Below are 16,828 nucleotides of genomic sequence, written 5' to 3' on the forward strand. Positions count from 1 at the left end.
TCTAGAATTTATTTAAAACATTTAAACGTAAGCCATCCATTTAATTGGAAAATTGGATCGTATCATTAACCTAAATAAATTAAAATTGGGATAAAAGGATTTATCCCAGTTTCTCTGCAAGCATCTGGGCAACCTTCTCACCAGAGAGAAGCATTCCACCGAATATTGGACCCATACGTGGAGAACCGTGTACAGCGTTTGCTGCCATTCCTGTAACGTACATTCCAGGGTAAACTTCACCAACGTTGTCCATTATCCTGTTTTCTGCAACATCTGCCCACATGGATTTTTCACCCATGATCTTACCTGTTTCTGTCTGGAGTTCAGCTCCCATCTTCCTTTGGATGATCTTGACGATCTCACATGGGTGTCCTGTTGCATCAACAACTGCCTTTGCACGTACTGTTAATGGGTCAACGTGGAGACCTCCCATTTCAACTGCGCTCCAGTTGAGTACAACACCTTCAACTCCCTTTTCATGGATCATTACATCTTCTATGGACATGAGGTTGAAGACCTTGAGTCCTGCCTGGCATGCCTTTGAGCAGATGGTTGAAACACATTCAATGGAATCTGCAACATGGTAGTTTTCCTGGTACTCCTCTGTTTTTATTCCGAATTCATCGAGGATGTGCTTGCTCTCGCTCTGGACAACGATCTTGTTGAACATCATACCGCCGCCCCACATTCCCCCACCCATACTGAGTTTTCTCTCGAATAGGGCAACTTTGTAGCCTGCCTTTGCAAGGTAGTATCCTGCTGTAAGTCCAGATGGACCTCCACCACCTATTGCAACATCCATATCAGTGTAATCAAGGAAATCATTCATAAATCCTTCAATTATCGCCTTTGACACTGTTATATCGTCCAGTTTCATTTTTTCACCAGTTCAAATATAGTATTTCATCCTATAAAAATTCTTTTCCAGTAATGTAAACTTCAAGTTTTTAATTTGTTTCAGAATGAACATGAAAAGAATTATAAATTAAATGATAAAATTATCTCATTTCTTAAGGATTATCCTTAAAATGTCTTCATCATCTAAAACATGGTCAAGGCCAACCTTCTGGCCTGGAAATTTGACTGAAGTTCCCCAGATCTTGGCATGCCTGAAGTTGCGCACAAACTCCCTGTGGAGTCTACCTGCAACATCACCAACAGTTGAGCCCTTCCTTATTATAAGAGGATCTTTCATGTCCGCCTTTCTTCCCTGGGGTTTTAAATAAACCCTTATAAGTTTCAGGGCATCAAATATATCATCTTTAAGCTCTTCTGTGTTCAGACCCTTATCTGCAGCTATAAAAAGGGCATCTGGATATTTGGATTTTATTTCTGCAATGTAATCTGGGTCTGCAAGGTCTATTTTATTTATAACAAGGAGCATGGGTACGTAGCAGCAGCTTGAATCCATTGAGTCAACGAACTGGTCCATTGTAACGTCACCACGTATAAGAACATCTGCACTGTGTATTCCATACTCAGTTAATATGGATCTTATGGTTCTCTCATCAATCTTGGTGAGTTCAACTGTTGAAGAAACTTTTAGTCCGCCCATCTTCTTTGGTTTAACTGTAACGTCTGGAACAGATTCGTTGGGCCTTATTCCAATGTTTCTAAGCTCATTTATTATAACGTGCATGTGCTGGGGGTTGAACACATCAAGAACCATGAGTATGAGGTCTGCATTTCTTGCAGCAGAAAGTATTTCTCTTCCCCTTCCCTTTCCCTTGGATGCGCCGGTTATTATTCCGGGTATGTCAAGTATCTGTATTTTAGCTCCCCGGTACTCCATTATTCCAGGAACTATGTCCAGGGTTGTGAACTCGTAAGCTCCTGTTTTTGACTCTGCATTGGTGAGCTGGTTCAGTATCGTGGACTTTCCCACTGACGGAAAGCCCAGAAGAACCACTGTGGAGTCTCCACTCTTTTTTATATTGAAACCCCTTCCTTTACTTCCAGAACTGCTCCTTGTAAGAGATTCTTCCTTTAGTTTAGATAATTTGGCCTTAAGTTTCCCTATATGGTGGGATGTGGCCTTGTTATATTGGGTTTTCTTGATCTCATCTTCAATGTCTTTGATTCTGTCTTCAATAGCCATAAAACTCACATAAAATTAGTTAAAGTACGTATATTTGATGAATGATTAATAAAATTTATTATAATCCATTTTTAATGATTCAAATATTCCATCCAATTCATTTTCATGAATCATCAAGAGAATCAGTCAATTCATTATATCTAGTTAATTCCTTTACACTTAAAAAAGTTTTTAATTGTATATATTTTTTGATGGTCTGGTTTTGTAGTGTGATGAGCCATGACAATTTTAAAAAAACTTAGAAAAACCCCAAAAAAATAAAAAAAGGGTGGAAGTTTAGGTCACACTCCAAACAGTAACTCCTGCATCTGCATGTTTTGCCGTGAAATGGGTTAAACCATATCCATTCAGGAAGAACATCCTGGTGAACATTGAATCTTCGAGTTCCCTGCTCATTGCAACGGTTATGTAAGTGTTGTTCTGTACAAACAGGTATATTGAGAAAGTACCATCCGCAGATACCGTCTGATTCTGGGTCAAGTTTCCATTGTTTATCACGAGAAGTTTATGCGGTTCCTGAACCAGGCTACCGTTACCTGTCTGCAGTTCAGTTGCTATACTGCTGAGTACCTGTGATGAACCCGTCTGATTGACCTCACTTTGAACTTCATTCACATTCATAACTCCTGCAGAGATGTTGTTTCCATTCACAAGACCGACAACTGCATTAGAACCCACAAAGAGAGTGTTGTTTCCAACTTTGGTTGTATTTGCCTGTGCAACTGAGTAGCCATAGGAGGTTCCATTTTGTGATGTGAAGTTCCAGCTTCCAAAGTAGGACCACCACAAAGCTTTTCCAACCATGTCAGAACTTGTTACAAACACTTGTGGAGCCGCCTTATCAGGATGGGTGTACTTGAGAACATTTTGAGCCTGTTCAGCTGTTAAACCATATTTCGTTGTGAGTAAGGTCTGAGCCTGAGCTTTATCAACACCAAGGATGTTGTTCAGTATCTCTGCACTTTTACCAGTGTCTTTGGTGTAATTTTCAAGTGTCAATGGACCCTGATCACCACTGGTTGCAAGCATCTTGAGAATTCCTGCAGATAACGTCTCATTACTCGTTAACATTGCTTTTCCAACCCAGTAAGCCCTTAGACTGTTCTGTGATCCTCCGTCGAAGGTTACAGGCCTGTTTGCAACTGCAGTGAAGAGGTGTCCGTAGTCCCACCAGGACGTTATTATGGTATCGTTTGAGGTGTTGTTATTTATCCATGTAAGGGATGAAACCATTGAATCATCCGTACCCGGTACTACAGCACTTGAAACTGCATAGGCACTCACGATCGGTGAGTAAACTGCCAGAGCCACCACAATGGCCATTGCCACATACTGGTACCCATTGGTTTTTATATGGTCCTTAACGTATCCAAGGAGCAGTCCTACGAATATACCTGCACTAAGAGCTATAGGTAATGTGAACGGTTCTATGAACCTTACACCCTTAGTCATAGCATAAGCAAGTATTAAAAGCCATACTGAAAACAATATTCCATAGAGGAGATAGTTCCTTCTTTCTTTTTCCATTGCTTCCTTGATATTATTCTTATCTTCAGTTTCAACTGGTTTTGCTTCTTTTTTACGTTTATTCCTTTTTTTACGGGATTTTTTATCCTTATTTTTAGGTTCTTCCTTTTTTGTTTTAGGCTTCAGCTGCCAGAACATTAGGAACACACCTAATATTCCAAAGAGGAATGGAACAACTCCACCAACACCTGCCACAACACTGCTTACACTAGGTACCTGTAATTCAGATACTGAAACGTAAACGTTTGGATAGGCTGTGTTCTGCACTGCGGACTGTAACTGGCTGGCACCTAATGGTTGAAGAAGTGCAGAGGATAATCCTGATGCTCCAAGGAATATTAACATTGCAACTAGGCTTACAAGCAGAAATACCACAATGGAGAAGATTTCATGCTGATCCTTGAACCATTCAAGTTTGCTTGGATAATCACCCAGGGGTTTGATGGTTTTCATGTTGAAAAGGTACTGGGATGCCAGTAGGTAAACAACGACTGTACCTATGAGCATATAGAATAGGTACCACCATCCTTCCCATGCCTTTGCGAAAACAAGCAGGGATAAGGCAGATAATACTGCGAATACTGTCCTGTTTTTCAGGTTGTGGGCGCGCACGCTTTCAATGAAGAACCAAACCACCAGAAGTGGCAGTAATATGTTGAACATGTCCGTGTCGAAGAACCCTGCAAATGTGTGTGCGAAGTAGGATGGTGCCAGTCCTGCAAGTACAGCTGCAACGATTCCACCATAATCATTTGTAATCCTCCTTACAAGCAGGTAAGCTGGTATGACACAGAGGGATGCTATGAATGCTCCAATCCAGAAGGCAACTTGTGTCAACGGAACATCAGCAAATGCATTGGCTATTTTGTAGGCAAAGGCTGTTACATAAGCTATGAGTGGTGGGTAGTCTGCAGACCTTCCAGAAGGATAATAGGAATGCAAGTCCCAATTTGTACCGTTTATCACAGTATCACCCAGATGCCCATTTGTAAGTAGGTCCTGAGTCATACGGTAGTTGTAGTAGGAATCCATCTCACTGTAATATGGAAGTCCGTTTGCATCCTCATAGTAGGCTTTCATTGAACTTGGAACGCCTGGAATATTAGCTGCCTCTGCTCGGAGAGAAAAGACCAGCAAAAACAGCAGGATAATGATTATTAAAGGTTTGTATTTGGAAAAAACTTTTCTTGCATTCATTATATCCTCCAGTATTTTTTTATTTTCTATTGATGATTCCATGACCCCTTTCAGGACCCAATACATCATGGATTTTCTATGGGACTGTGCTATGTAAGATACTGTGTAAGTAGTCCCATCCTGGCACAATCCAGTTTATCTCTTTCTAAACTAAGTATTATATAAAAAAAATCTTATAAAAACATATGCTTCAATAGGTAAGATTATGAAGTTCGTGGAAGACACTTGAATCTGGTCAATGGAATCACTGCAGATCCAATGAAACATCAAAAAAAGTTTTAACTGTACATCATTTTTTTGTATCTCTGTTACAATACCTTCTCTCTTAAATATCTCTTTTTTATTTGTTCTTTTTTGTTCTTTAATTGTTCAATTCATAGGAACCTCCTTTTAAAACGAAGTGAACCATGTTTTAAAGAAAATAATCCGTCTTTAGAATTAACCTTTTAGAATATTTCTACAAAGAAACATTTAAATTAGATGTATGTTAGATATAATTAACATTATGTTATATAAATCTAACAAATTATTGGAGATATATAACACGGTTGGTACGCATCATACAGGATGCAGTAAAAGGAACAATTAAAAGGAAATACTCTTTGAAATACCAAATTAAGTATGAAAAAATGAATTTAAAGGAGGAAAAAGGTTATGAAAATTGAGGTCAATGCTTACTGGGGAATATTAGGATGTTTAGGAGTTTTAGGATACATTCTGGAGGATCCCAACTATTATGTATTCTTCGTTTTCTTCATGTTCTTCTTACAACCCGTGGCAAAAAAAGCAGTATCTCCAAAAAAAGGCGAAAATAACAGATTTAAATGGCTTGAAAATCTTGAATGGCACACAGTGAGTATATGGTTAGGATCGTTATGCCTGATCGCAGCTTCTCTGACCCTAATCATCTTGAAGACCATGAACGACCTTGTGGCAGTGGCAATTCTTCTGGGGATAACCATCATAATGACAGGTTTCTTCACCTACATGGGCATGGATAAAACATCAGCAGATGAAAGGGTTAGGAAAATAGGAACAACTGCAGCAACCTACTCATGGTACATAACCCTTGTATTCGTATCTTTTCTCCTTGTAACCCAAGAATGGGCTGGAAGATGGCACAACCCTGCAGAACTACTTGGTGTCACCATATTCGTCATGGTCTCAACCATGCTCATCACAAACACCTACCTTCAGATGAAGGGGGATGTGGAATGAAAACCCGTATAAAGGAATACAGAGCAAGGTACGACCTCACACAGGCAGAACTTGCAGATAAAGTTGGAGTCCGCAGAGAAACAATTGTATTTCTTGAAAAAGGAAAGTACAATCCCTCCCTCAATTTGGCCCATAAAATTGCAGTGGTTTTAAATGGAAGCATTGAAGAAATCTTCATATTTGAGGATACGGAATAGAATAGGATCTTGGATTATTTGAATTAACAGTAGCTCACCCATAGATCCCGAACTTATTCTGTGTTTACAGTTAGTAAATTGAAGTAAACTTAAGAAAAATTATCTTTAAAACCTATTCTCCAAGAATTAAATATATTGAGGATACATAAACCCAGCTCCATTCCAACTATTAAAATAAAACTAACGAATATAACATTTAGAATTAAACTTTGTAGATATACCGTTCTAAATAGATAAACATAAACAAGCACCACAGCTTCGGTTACACAAATAGGGAAAATAACAACACAATACCATTTTTCTTTCCAGTTTTTTATTTGAAATAAAAAAGTCACAATAAGAAGAATTGCTGACAAAGGAAGAATTAAAAATAAATGATTTTTACTAAGACCCATTAAAAACAAAAAAAATAAAAATGGAATCCATTTCATTATAGTAACTATTCCGTTTTTCATTATTTACCTCATACAACTGTTCAAATTTTAAATTAAAAAAAATAAATCATAAATTTTAGACAGAGACTAACTTCTGTACATCGAATAATTGATTGATCTCCATAAGCGCCATTGGTAGTTCTAAGCCTTTCAATTATATATCCACTTGAGCTGTTGGTTATCAACAGTCCAAATCAATTAGAATTTCATTTAATTATTGGAATATGCACCATCTCTATTTTTTTGTTTTTTTGTCATATGTTGATGCTATGAAGAATATAACTCCAGATATTCCACAAATAACTGATAAAACAGGGTTAGATCTCCAAGATAAAATGATTTGTAGGAATAATATTAATCCTAAACCATACATCATAACATTCAAACCCACTACTTCATATTTGTAGTTTTTGCATCCATAAATAACAGGTCCCAAGAACAAAAATCCCAGTACTCCCGTAATAGCTGCTAAGTTTGTATCTCCTTCAATCCATATCAAAAAGGCAAGTACAAATATTATAATACCTAAAACAAACTTTATAAAATACTCCCTTTTTATCATATAACCCACTTCCATGTATCATTTATTTCTATCACTAACTAAACCATTAGTCATTGTTTTACAAAAAAACATGTGCATTCAGGCGTCATGATCTGATACTAAACCAAAGATCCACATAAGTCCATATTGTTAGAATAATTAAGATTAATGTCAATATAATTCTAATTTTAACTCCGGATGGTTTCTTCTTTTAAATAACCAGTAAAAACATATTAAATAAATAAAAATAGCAGCAATCACTACTATAATACTCAAAAAACTCATTCCATAGTAAAGGGCTTTAGCTGTTATAACTAAAAATGTTGAAGCAACAGCCAATGTAGTGACATTATCTAAATTTTTCAGAGGTTTTGAATTTTTAGACATATCCCTTTGTTATTTATTTACTGTGCTTTATTTTTTTAAGCTTAAATTACTCTTCTGAAAGCCATTTAATTAGTCCTTTTTATAATATCCGAAGGGGGTTAGTAGATCACCATATAACGTTATTAAGATCATGGAGGGTAGAAAGACGCCAAGGAATAATATAACCTCTAAACTGTAACCATAAAGCTCATTTGCTGGAGATGGAACAATGAACAAGAAGGAGCTTATAAATAGAGATGAAGCTAAAGTAAATTTTAATATAAAGTTTTCCTTTGTTATTGTTTTAGATCTCCATCTGTTTACCAATCCACCCATTACTCCTCCCAGGATCCCGAAAATTCCTGCCATAATTATGAAAAAGATTATAGAAAGGTTAAAACCGTCGAGAATTGAGGATCCTAAACTAAAGAATAGGATATTTGAGATTAAAACTGCTAAAAATCCAGTCCAAATTCCATCTTTAATATTTTTTCCAGCAAGGAAAGCCGCAACAAAACCACCAATCATCCACAAGAATGCGGAATAATCACTAATAACCGCATTAAAATAACTATAAACATCACTATAACTTAAAACAGATAAAAACGACAAAAAAGGGATTAACATTATAAATACTCCACTTAAAACCCCGATACCCTCTTTTTTATTCATAAATCATACACTACTCCTTTAATGTGCTTTATTAACCTTAAATTACTCCTCTGATAGTTTTATTTTTCCATTAATTAATAAACGAGCATATAGAAATATGGTGAATAGGGTTAAAAAGCTAAAAAATAAAAACCAACCAAAATTCACTGGGTTTCTAATATACGCAGGATAGACTAAGTAAAGACAAATTAACAGTAATGCTTCTAAGGCCACCAATGAAAAAATAAGAGCATAATACAACCTGTACCCGTAACCTTTAGCTTTCATAACATAAGTAACAGGAATCATTAAAAATAAAGGAATACTTATCCAAAAAATTGAGTTAGTAACTACTATATCCAGATATACCAATGAAAATACTAACAAAAACCATTTATTTTCTAACCAATTTACCGAGTTTTTCAAAATAATCACCTACAAAATAAAATTAAAAAATTAAAGTATGCCGTGAAGATTGAAAGATAAAAAAAAATTCTGTTTTAAATTTTTGGCATTTTCATTCACTTCATCAAGTTCTAGTGTAATAAATAATTATTCTTTCTTAAATTCTATATTTTTATAGATAAGTCCTATAAAAGATAAAGTTCCTACTAATCCAAAAATAAAAGATAGGTAAGTGTTATAAGCCCAAATTAGAACAGTTTGGAATAATAGTATAAAATAAAACCCTACCGGGATAATAAGATTATTTTCTTTTTGAGTTTTATGTTCATAGATAAATTTTATAAGAGCAATCAATCCTACTGATCCCGCAGAAACTGCTAAAAACGATTTAAAGGTAACCCACAACAAGCCAGCAAGTAAGGTCTCCATAAAAAATAAACCTAATTCTATAAAATCGGTTTTTCCAAGCATTATTTTCACTCTTTATTCCAATGAATCATACCCCCTAATCAATTTAAAGAGTTTTCCAGAATTCCCCATAATAAAAATTAAAAAAAAATATTCCTTAAAATTTAATCCCCTTTCTCTATGGACTGGGTGAACCTGCACTTTGGAAATCCGGAGCAACCTATGAATTCACCGTAACGCCCGGATCTCTTTATGAGGTTACTGCCACACTCAGGACATTTACCCACAACCTCGTTTGTAGGTTCCTTTCCTTCCTTACCACATTTTGGGTCAAGACATGCCCTCTGCCTTGGCTTTCCAAAGGATATCATTGGAAGGCCACACTTTTCACAGGTAGTTTTAAGGATACTTGCACCCCTTGGAAGGGAGTAAGTTGATTTACAGTCTGGATAGCCTGAACATCCAACGAAACTACCTCCCCGTGGAGAGTCTATGAGTATGAGGTTATGGCCGCACTTACACTTTCCAACAACCCTGCTTTCCCTGTAGGCTGCGTAGAGTTCTTCACCTATCTTCAGCTTGTTACTTTCAATGTCGTCGAGTATGGATGCAACTTCCACCTCTGCCTCTTTAATAACTTCACCTTTTTTGGTGTTGCCTTCCATTATTCCTTCCATCTTCTCTTCAAACTCCCTTGTAAGCTCCTCACTTGTGATCTTGCTGGAGTACTTTTTGAGGGTGTCTATGAGATGTTCTCCAAGTTCGTTGACAACTATCTTCTTACCTTCAACGTATTTTCTGTTGTAGAGGATGTCTATGATGTTTGCACGGGTTGATTTGGTTCCAAGCCCTCTTTTTTCAAGTTCACGTATGAGAGATGCCTGGTTGTAGCGTGCTGGAGGTTTGGTTTCCTTATCTTCAGCCCTGACCTCCTTGACATCGATGGTTTCTCCCTCAGTGATATTAGGGAATTCATCGTTTTCAACCTTCTTGAAGGGGTAGTGTTCCATCCATCCCATTTTAGCCATTCTTTTCTTGCTGAATGAAAACTCCTCCTTACCTATTTCAAGACGGGTTTTCATGGTCTCTAAAAGGGCATCTTCACCGAAGACGCTTATGAACCTGTAAGTTATGAGTTCGTAGATCTTCCTGTAATCCGTACTTATCTCCTTTGGAAGAAGGCCTGTTGGGTGTATAGCAGGGTGTGCTTCATCTGTCTTCTTACCCTCATTTGGTTTGTAGGGTTTTTTGAGTTTGGAGATCTGCTTTCCAAATGCAGAGTTGTAGCTCAGCTTCTTGAGTATCTTATCGTATCCTATACTCTTTGGCAGTTTCTGGGATGATGTACGTGGATAGGAAGTGTATCCCTCAGTGTAAAGGTTCTGGGCTATCTGCTGGGTTTTTCTTGGGCTGAATCCGAAAACTGCGTAGGCTTCAGATTGCAGGGAACCCAGATCGAATGGAACTGGAGGTGTTTTCTTGGTCTTTTTAAGATCCACCCCTGATACAAGGGCGTCTTTACCTTCACATTCTGAGAGGATGGCATCTGCATCCTTCCTCTCCATGATCTTGCCCTTTTTATGATCCGCAGTTATGATCTCATCAACACCTGAGACATCCAGATCTGCCTTTATAAGCCAGTATGGAACAGGAACAAATTTGCTGATTTCCTTTTCCCTGTCAACGAGGATTGAAAGGGTTGGTGTTTGAACACGTCCTGCTGAGAGTTGTATGTACCTCTTCGTGGCTTTCATAACCGAGTCTGTGAGGTACTTGGACATGTTCACACCAAAGAAGAAGTCCAGGACGTGTCTTGCAATACCACTGTCAACCTGTTTAAAATCTATCTCCAATGGATGTTCGTAGGCTTCAATGAGGTCTTCTTCTGTTAGGGTTGAAAATTTCATCCTCACTGCATTGTCCAGGCTCTTCTCACCACAGGCGTACTTAAGAGCGTTGTATCCAATAAGTGTTCCCTCTATATCGTAATCGCATGCATGTACAAATCTATCAGCATTCTTTGATAACTTCTTTATGGCATCAACGTAGTTTTTAACGTACTTCTTCTTTTTGTCCTTCTCGTAGAGGGGCACCCACTCCACATCAAAGAGTTTTTTTTGCTTCCGGTCCTTAGGTGAAAGGGAGTAAAGATGACCTACCGCAGTTAAAACCGTTGTTTTTTTGCCGTTTTCTTCAAATTCATAGTAGGGAACCTTTTTATAACTTTTTTTTACTGCATTTTTTGAAAGTGCAGCAGATATCTTTTCAGATGCCTTTGGCTTCTCGCAGATTATGACCTCATGCATTGTATCACTTTATCAGAATTATTTCATCAAATTTTCAAAATTGTTTTTATAGGTGTAAGATCTCCATTTAAGATTTCCATTCAATATGATTTAATCCATGTTTGAAATCCATATTTTAATCCATGTTACCAAATTCATAGATTCAGTTCATGAACTTCATAAATATTATCATCCAAGTGTGTGAAAGGTGGGTACTAATACTTTTGTAATTTCATCTTTGTAATTTCATCCTATGAAATATAATAAGATGGGAATCAATAATATAGTAAAGGTATTGTATCTTAAAACATGACTTTTATAGTTTTTTAAAGCTAGGTGAAAAAGATTTCAATTGGAAATTAAAAGCATTAAAATCCTGTAAAAACAAATATTATGATAATTCAGAGATCAGGAAGGAGATTGAATGTTAATAGGAGTTATATCAGACACCCACATACCTGAAAGAGCATCTAAAATTCCTGAAACAGTTTTTAAAACCTTTGAAAATGTTGATATGATTTTACACGCAGGAGATCTCGTATCCTCCGATGTGATTGATGTGCTCAGCGAGATAGCACCCATGAAATGTGTTCAGGGAAACATGGACCGCATGTACCATACTAAGCTTCCTGAAAGCGAAATTATTGAAGTTGAGGGAATTAAAATCGGTTTGAACCATGGTGAGGTTTATCCACGTGGAGACACCCAACAGTTGAAGTACATAGCCATGGAACTTGGTGTTAAGATCCTCATCAGTGGACACACCCACTGGTCATTTATAAAGGACGTTGGCGGTGTTCTGCTTTTAAATCCAGGGAGTCCAACTGTTCCCAGGCTTTCAGACCCTTCGGTAATGCTCCTTGAAATAGAAAATCAGAAGATCGACAGTGAAATCATCAAAGTTGGATCTCCAGTCTGCAAGGCTCTGAACTTTCAGGGAAATCTTGAGAAGGTTTGAATCATCTAAGATCCATAAAAATAATAATTAAAATATCAATCTTTTTAAATTAATTAAAAAGGAAATATACCCGTAATAAAGCTTAGATTAATAAAAGGAAAGTGTATTATGACTAAAAAATGGAATGCTGAACGTAAACACGAACATTACTACAAGATGGCCAAGAAAAATGATTACAGGTCAAGGGCATCCTACAAACTCAAACAATTGAACAACAAGTTCAAAATAATCAGAAAGGGGAGCTACGTCCTGGACCTTGGAGCTGCTCCAGGTGGATGGTCCCAGGTTGCCCTTGAGATCATTGGAGAAGATGGATTGGTTGTTGGTGTGGATCTGCAGCGCATAAGACCCTTTGAAAATGAGAATTTCATTGGAATAAAGGGTGATTTCACAAGTGAAGACACTATCACCAAGATAAGAAAGGCCATGGAAGGAACTGCTGAGGTCGTGCTTTCAGATGCATCACCCAAGCTTTCAGGGATAAAAGACATTGACAATCTCCGTTCTGCAGATCTTGCTGAAACCGTGCTTAAAATATGTGATCTAACCCTTGAAAGAAACGGCTGCCTTATAATGAAGGTTTTCCAGGGCGAAGAATTTGAAAGAATTCTCAAGGAAATAAAGCAGAAGTTCAAGATCGTTAAAACAACCAAACCTGCATCCTCACGCAAAGCAAGTACTGAGATGTACGTGGTTGCAAAGGGTTTCAAGAAGGATTTATCCTGATTTAAACACTGTTGAACTTATTTTAAGGAACTGCTGAACTTATTTCAATCAATTCCAGTTTAATAGATTCTTGAATTGATTTTAAGGTTGATTGATTTGATTTTGAATCGGTTTAATTAAAAAAAATGAAAGATCTCTTGAATTAAGCACGTACTCAGTTAAAAAAAAGAAAATGTGAATCAGAATGAAGATGTAACTCAATGGTTTGATTGATTCATTTTTATCAATCTGATTCAAAGCCATCTGATTTTTAATCCCTTAAAACATTGCATTAACCTTGCTCAAACTTTCTTTAGCTGTTTGAAGCTGGGATTCCGCAGTACTTATTCTGCTGTTGATCTCATCAGAGGATTTACCTGCAGAAACTGCGCTTTGAGCATCGTTAATGGCATTTTTAGCCTTCACAAGTTGGAGATTTGCATCATTGTACTCTGCAGTTATATTTGCATTTCCTGAACTATCCACTTGGGTCTTGGTTTTATCGTACTGGCCACTTAACGTGGAGTAATCCGAGTTTAAAGATGCTATTTTATCATAGGCTGATCCACTGTCCACATCTGAAGAGATAGTGGATGAAAGGGAAGATATACCTATGTAAGCGAATATTGCAATTGTTGCAACTATCATGAGGATTCCAAGGACTGATATACTCATGGATGTTACCTTAAATAAGTTTAATCTTGATTTTTTCATTTTATCACCGATATTCAATTGAAGAATTCGTAATATAAATTGGATAAATCTATAAAGAAATTTCCTATTGAATGGTACTGTCAAAATTAATATCAACTCAAATGAGTGTGAGTTCAAATTTTATTACATCATGACCCCTATTTGATACTATCTGATATTGATAAGTTCATCTAATTGTTTCAGTACATCATGTAGAGATCTTTGTATTAATATATATGTTGCACCAAAATTTAAGTAATATAAATTTAATAAATTGTAATATGAATTGTAGGAAGGTATATCTTTGATGGGTTCAAACCTAAAACATACATTTTGTTGATTTTAATTTCTTAATTTTAAATCACATATCCAAGTGCCGAATATTATTTTATAACAAAAGGAGTATATCTGAACAATGACATCTTCAACAGACAAAACGAAAACATCAACATCAAAATTTGAAGAGTTTTTCAGTGCAAAGTACAAAGACACGGTCTTTGAAGCCCTTGAAAGATATCCTGATGTGAGATCTGTGGTTGTGGATTACACAGAACTTGAGATGTTCGACCCGGACCTTGCAGATCTTCTAATTGAAAAACCTGAGGAGGTTCTTAAGGCATCCCAGAAGGCCATAAAGAACATCGATCCCCTGGGTAAAAATGCTGATCTCAACATAAGATTCGAGAACGTTCGAAACAACATCCAGCTGAAGTACCTCAGAAGTAAGTACATTGGAAAGTTCGTTGCAGTGGATGGTATCGTTCGTAAAACCGATGAAATCCGACCTAGAATAATGAATGCCCTCTTCGAGTGCAGAAGCTGTATGAGACTGCAGGAAGTGCCCCAGACAAGTAACCTCATAAGTGAACCTGCCCTCTGTCAGGAGTGCGGGGGCAGATCCTTCAGACTGCTTCAGGAAGAATCTGAATTCATGGATACCCAAACAACCAAGCTCCAGGAGCCACTTGAAAACCTCTCTGGTGGTGAAGAACCTCGGCAGATATCTGTTGTCCTTGAAGATGACCTGGTTGACACCCTGACACCGGGAGATATAGTCAGAATAACCGGAACCATGAAAACAGTGCGGGACGATAAAACCAAACGCTTCAAAAATTACATCTACGGAAACTACATAGAACCCCTTGAACAGGAATTTGAGGAACTTCAGATAAGTGAAGATGATGAACAGAAGATAAAGGAGCTTGCAGCAGACCCCAACGTTTACGACAAGATTATAAGTTCCACAGCACCTTCAATACAGGGTTACAGGGAAGTGAAGGAAGCAATTGCCCTGCAGCTATTCGGGGGTTCTTCAAAGGAACTTGAGGATAAAACCAGATTGAGGGGAGACATTCACATACTCATTGTGGGAGATCCTGGTATTGGTAAGTCCCAGATGCTCAAGTACGTTTCAAAACTTGCACCAAGGGGTATATACACAAGTGGTAAGGGTACCAGTGGTGTTGGACTTACAGCTGCAGCTGTTCGTGACGAATTCGGTGGTTGGAGCCTTGAAGCAGGTGCACTCGTCCTTGGTGACCGTGGTAACGTTTGTGTTGACGAACTGGATAAGATGCGTTCTGAGGACCGTTCCGCAATACACGAGGCCCTTGAACAGCAGACAATATCCATTGCAAAGGCAGGTATAATGGCAACACTCAACTCCCGTTGTTCAGTGCTTGCAGCAGCAAACCCAAAATTCGGTCGTTTCGACCGTTACAAATCAATAGCAGAACAGATAGACCTTCCATCACCTATTCTCTCAAGGTTCGATCTGATATTCGTTGTAGAAGACAAACCTGATGTTGAGAGGGATACAAAACTTGCAGGCCACATCCTGAGGATACACCAGGACAACACCATACCCTTCGAGATAGAACCGGAACTTCTAAGGAAGTACATTGCATATGCAAGGCGTGATTTCCATCCACAGCTCACACCTGAGGCCAGTGAAGTTCTCCAGGAGTTCTACGTTGGTATGAGGGGTGGTGCAGTTGATGAGGATTCCCCGGTACCAATAACTGCACGTCAGCTTGAGGCTCTTGTGAGGCTTTCAGAGGCCAGTGCTAGGATAAGGCTTGGGGAAACAGTAACAGAATTCGATGCAAAACGTGCCATAACTATACAGCAGAAGTGTATGAAGCAGGTGGGATACGACCCAGAAACGGGTAAAGTGGATATTGACAAGGTTGAAGGCCGTACACCTAAATCTGAGAGGGATAAGATTCGTGTTGTGAGTGAGGTTATAGGTGAACTTGAGGATGAGTACGGTGGAAAAACACCGAAGAACATACTTATAAGCGAACTTGCAGATAGATATAATATGAGTGAAGAGAAGGCAGATGAAATTCTCAGAGTACTCAAGAGAAAGGGCGTTATATACGAACCACAGCAGGGATACTACAAAGTTGCCTGAAAGCAATTCTCTGCTTTTCATATCATTTTACAACTATTGAAAACAGGACAACAGTCATTTAAACTTTTGTTAACCAATTAAATTTTTATTAATCAAGTGAATTATTAAAAATATTATTAAAAATTAAAAATAAAGCCAGTAAACATTGAAAATATGTTTAAAGGTGGATCAATTCACGACAAATGCATGGAATTTTGGAATTTTGGAGGTCAGATAGTATGGATGAAGATTACAATGAATTATTGGATAGGGCAATAGACCAGTTACCAGAAAAGGTCTTTGAAACTAAAAGGTTCACAGTACCCAGGGCTTACTCCGTGATCCAGGGTAACAGAACCATAATACAGAACTTTGGGGAAGTTGCAGACGCCCTTAACAGGGACCCGCAGCACGTTCTGAAGTTCCTGTTGAGAGAACTTGGTACAGCAGGAAACATAGAAGGTTCCAGGGCAATTATGCAGGGAAAATTCACCCACTACCTCATAAACGACAGGATCGATGACTACGTTAAACGATTCGTAATGTGCCATGAGTGCAACAGACCAGATACCAAGATCATAAGGGAAGACCGGATCTTCCTCCTGAAGTGTGAGGCATGTGGTGCAAAAGCCCCATTAAAAACACTTTAAACAAAAAAAATAATTTAAATTAAAGTGGAATTTGAAAAAATAGAATTAAAATCTAATATATTTTAGAAATCTATTAGAAATCTAATTTCTATTTTTAATT

15 protein-coding genes are annotated in these 16,828 nt (G+C 37.7%); 6 read left to right on the forward strand and 9 right to left on the reverse strand.

The annotated features are described in order from the left end of the window. Window positions 1–100: 100 nt before the first annotated feature. The 3 genes from MCBB_RS08480 to MCBB_RS08490 form a co-directional block, all read right to left on the reverse strand. Window positions 101–877, reverse strand: a complete 777-nt coding sequence (locus MCBB_RS08480; RefSeq protein ID WP_071907357.1) for a sulfide-dependent adenosine diphosphate thiazole synthase — start codon at window positions 875–877, stop codon at window positions 101–103. Window positions 878–1,003: 126 nt separating this feature from the next. After that, on the reverse strand, window positions 1,004–2,098 hold the full coding sequence (locus tag MCBB_RS08485) for an OBG GTPase family GTP-binding protein (protein WP_071907358.1): 1,095 nt from the start codon (window positions 2,096–2,098) through the stop codon (window positions 1,004–1,006). Window positions 2,099–2,374: 276 nt separating this feature from the next. Then, window positions 2,375–4,951, reverse strand: a complete 2,577-nt coding sequence (locus tag MCBB_RS08490; protein WP_231916343.1) for an STT3 domain-containing protein — start codon at window positions 4,949–4,951, stop codon at window positions 2,375–2,377. A 525-nt stretch (window positions 4,952–5,476) separates the two neighbouring features. Here MCBB_RS08490 and MCBB_RS08495 point away from each other — a divergent pair. Together MCBB_RS08495 and MCBB_RS08500 are read left to right on the forward strand one after the other, a co-directional pair. Further along, entirely contained in the window at window positions 5,477–6,040 is a 564-nt protein-coding gene (locus MCBB_RS08495; protein ID WP_071907359.1) for a hypothetical protein, read from the forward strand. Beyond that, window positions 6,037–6,237 (forward strand): helix-turn-helix transcriptional regulator, encoded by a 201-nt coding sequence (locus MCBB_RS08500; RefSeq protein WP_071907360.1) that lies wholly within the window; start codon window positions 6,037–6,039, stop codon window positions 6,235–6,237. Before MCBB_RS08495 ends, MCBB_RS08500 begins: the two co-directional genes overlap by 4 nt. An 89-nt stretch (window positions 6,238–6,326) precedes the next feature. Here the strand turns inward: MCBB_RS08500 and MCBB_RS08505 are convergent, their stop codons facing one another. The 5 genes from MCBB_RS08505 to topA all read right to left on the reverse strand — a co-directional run bounded on the left by MCBB_RS08505 (window position 6,327) and on the right by topA (window position 11,348). After that, window positions 6,327–6,692 carry a hypothetical protein gene (locus tag MCBB_RS08505; protein WP_071907361.1) on the reverse strand — a complete coding sequence of 122 codons (366 nt, stop codon included), beginning with the start codon at window positions 6,690–6,692 and terminating at the stop codon, window positions 6,327–6,329. Window positions 6,693–6,906: 214 nt separating this feature from the next. Then, on the reverse strand, window positions 6,907–7,233 hold the full coding sequence (locus MCBB_RS08510; protein ID WP_071907362.1) for a hypothetical protein: 327 nt from the start codon (window positions 7,231–7,233) through the stop codon (window positions 6,907–6,909). Between the two features lie 435 nt (window positions 7,234–7,668). After that, complete coding sequence (locus MCBB_RS11970) at window positions 7,669–8,250, reverse strand: hypothetical protein (RefSeq protein WP_145976031.1); 582 nt, start codon at window positions 8,248–8,250, stop codon at window positions 7,669–7,671. Window positions 8,251–8,781: 531 nt separating this feature from the next. Further along, window positions 8,782–9,105 carry a hypothetical protein gene (locus tag MCBB_RS08525; RefSeq protein WP_071907365.1) on the reverse strand — a complete coding sequence of 108 codons (324 nt, stop codon included), beginning with the start codon at window positions 9,103–9,105 and terminating at the stop codon, window positions 8,782–8,784. 101 nt (window positions 9,106–9,206) lie between these two features. Beyond that, window positions 9,207–11,348, reverse strand: a complete 2,142-nt coding sequence (gene topA / locus MCBB_RS08530; protein WP_071907366.1) for a DNA topoisomerase I — start codon at window positions 11,346–11,348, stop codon at window positions 9,207–9,209. Between the two features lie 403 nt (window positions 11,349–11,751). Between topA and MCBB_RS08535 the strand changes: the two genes are divergently transcribed. Then, window positions 11,752–12,285, forward strand: coding sequence for a metallophosphoesterase (locus tag MCBB_RS08535; protein WP_071907367.1), 534 nt, complete (start codon window positions 11,752–11,754; stop codon window positions 12,283–12,285). Between the two features lie 108 nt (window positions 12,286–12,393). Then, on the forward strand, window positions 12,394–13,011 hold the full coding sequence (locus tag MCBB_RS08540) for an RlmE family RNA methyltransferase (protein ID WP_071907368.1): 618 nt from the start codon (window positions 12,394–12,396) through the stop codon (window positions 13,009–13,011). Between the two features lie 258 nt (window positions 13,012–13,269). On the opposite strand, the gene MCBB_RS08545 is transcribed toward MCBB_RS08540, so the two are convergent. Then, complete coding sequence (locus MCBB_RS08545) at window positions 13,270–13,704, reverse strand: hypothetical protein (protein WP_071907369.1); 435 nt, start codon at window positions 13,702–13,704, stop codon at window positions 13,270–13,272. A gap of 394 nt (window positions 13,705–14,098) precedes the next feature. Between MCBB_RS08545 and mcm the strand changes: the two genes are divergently transcribed. Together mcm and MCBB_RS08555 are read left to right on the forward strand one after the other, a co-directional pair. Beyond that, window positions 14,099–16,099, forward strand: coding sequence for a minichromosome maintenance protein MCM (gene mcm / locus MCBB_RS08550; protein ID WP_071907370.1), 2,001 nt, complete (start codon window positions 14,099–14,101; stop codon window positions 16,097–16,099). Between the two features lie 218 nt (window positions 16,100–16,317). Then, window positions 16,318–16,728 (forward strand): translation initiation factor IF-2 subunit beta, encoded by a 411-nt coding sequence (locus tag MCBB_RS08555; protein ID WP_071907371.1) that lies wholly within the window; start codon window positions 16,318–16,320, stop codon window positions 16,726–16,728. The last annotated feature ends 100 nt before the right edge of the window (window positions 16,729–16,828 follow it).

Origin of the sequence: Methanobacterium congolense (assembly GCF_900095295.1) — an archaeon.
GTDB classification, from domain to species: Archaea; Methanobacteriota; Methanobacteria; order Methanobacteriales; family Methanobacteriaceae; genus Methanobacterium_C; species Methanobacterium_C congolense.

What these genes read in the sequence shown, in the direction of transcription:
- MCBB_RS08480 (WP_071907357.1), bottom strand. Translation starts at nt 877, where the DNA reads ATGAAACTGGACGATATAACAGTGTCAAAGGCGATAATTGAAGGATTT.
- MCBB_RS08485 (WP_071907358.1), bottom strand. Translation starts at nt 2,098, where the DNA reads ATGGCTATTGAAGACAGAATCAAAGACATTGAAGATGAGATCAAGAAA.
- MCBB_RS08495 (WP_071907359.1), top strand. Translation starts at nt 5,477, where the DNA reads ATGAAAATTGAGGTCAATGCTTACTGGGGAATATTAGGATGTTTAGGA.
- MCBB_RS08500 (WP_071907360.1), top strand. Translation starts at nt 6,037, where the DNA reads ATGAAAACCCGTATAAAGGAATACAGAGCAAGGTACGACCTCACACAG.
- MCBB_RS08505 (WP_071907361.1), bottom strand. Translation starts at nt 6,692, where the DNA reads ATGAAAAACGGAATAGTTACTATAATGAAATGGATTCCATTTTTATTT.
- MCBB_RS08510 (WP_071907362.1), bottom strand. Translation starts at nt 7,233, where the DNA reads ATGATAAAAAGGGAGTATTTTATAAAGTTTGTTTTAGGTATTATAATA.
- MCBB_RS11970 (WP_145976031.1), bottom strand. Translation starts at nt 8,250, where the DNA reads ATGAATAAAAAAGAGGGTATCGGGGTTTTAAGTGGAGTATTTATAATG.
- MCBB_RS08525 (WP_071907365.1), bottom strand. Translation starts at nt 9,105, where the DNA reads ATGCTTGGAAAAACCGATTTTATAGAATTAGGTTTATTTTTTATGGAG.
- topA (WP_071907366.1), bottom strand. Translation starts at nt 11,348, where the DNA reads ATGCATGAGGTCATAATCTGCGAGAAGCCAAAGGCATCTGAAAAGATA.
- MCBB_RS08535 (WP_071907367.1), top strand. Translation starts at nt 11,752, where the DNA reads ATGTTAATAGGAGTTATATCAGACACCCACATACCTGAAAGAGCATCT.
- MCBB_RS08540 (WP_071907368.1), top strand. Translation starts at nt 12,394, where the DNA reads ATGACTAAAAAATGGAATGCTGAACGTAAACACGAACATTACTACAAG.
- MCBB_RS08545 (WP_071907369.1), bottom strand. Translation starts at nt 13,704, where the DNA reads ATGAAAAAATCAAGATTAAACTTATTTAAGGTAACATCCATGAGTATA.
- mcm (WP_071907370.1), top strand. Translation starts at nt 14,099, where the DNA reads ATGACATCTTCAACAGACAAAACGAAAACATCAACATCAAAATTTGAA.
- MCBB_RS08555 (WP_071907371.1), top strand. Translation starts at nt 16,318, where the DNA reads ATGGATGAAGATTACAATGAATTATTGGATAGGGCAATAGACCAGTTA.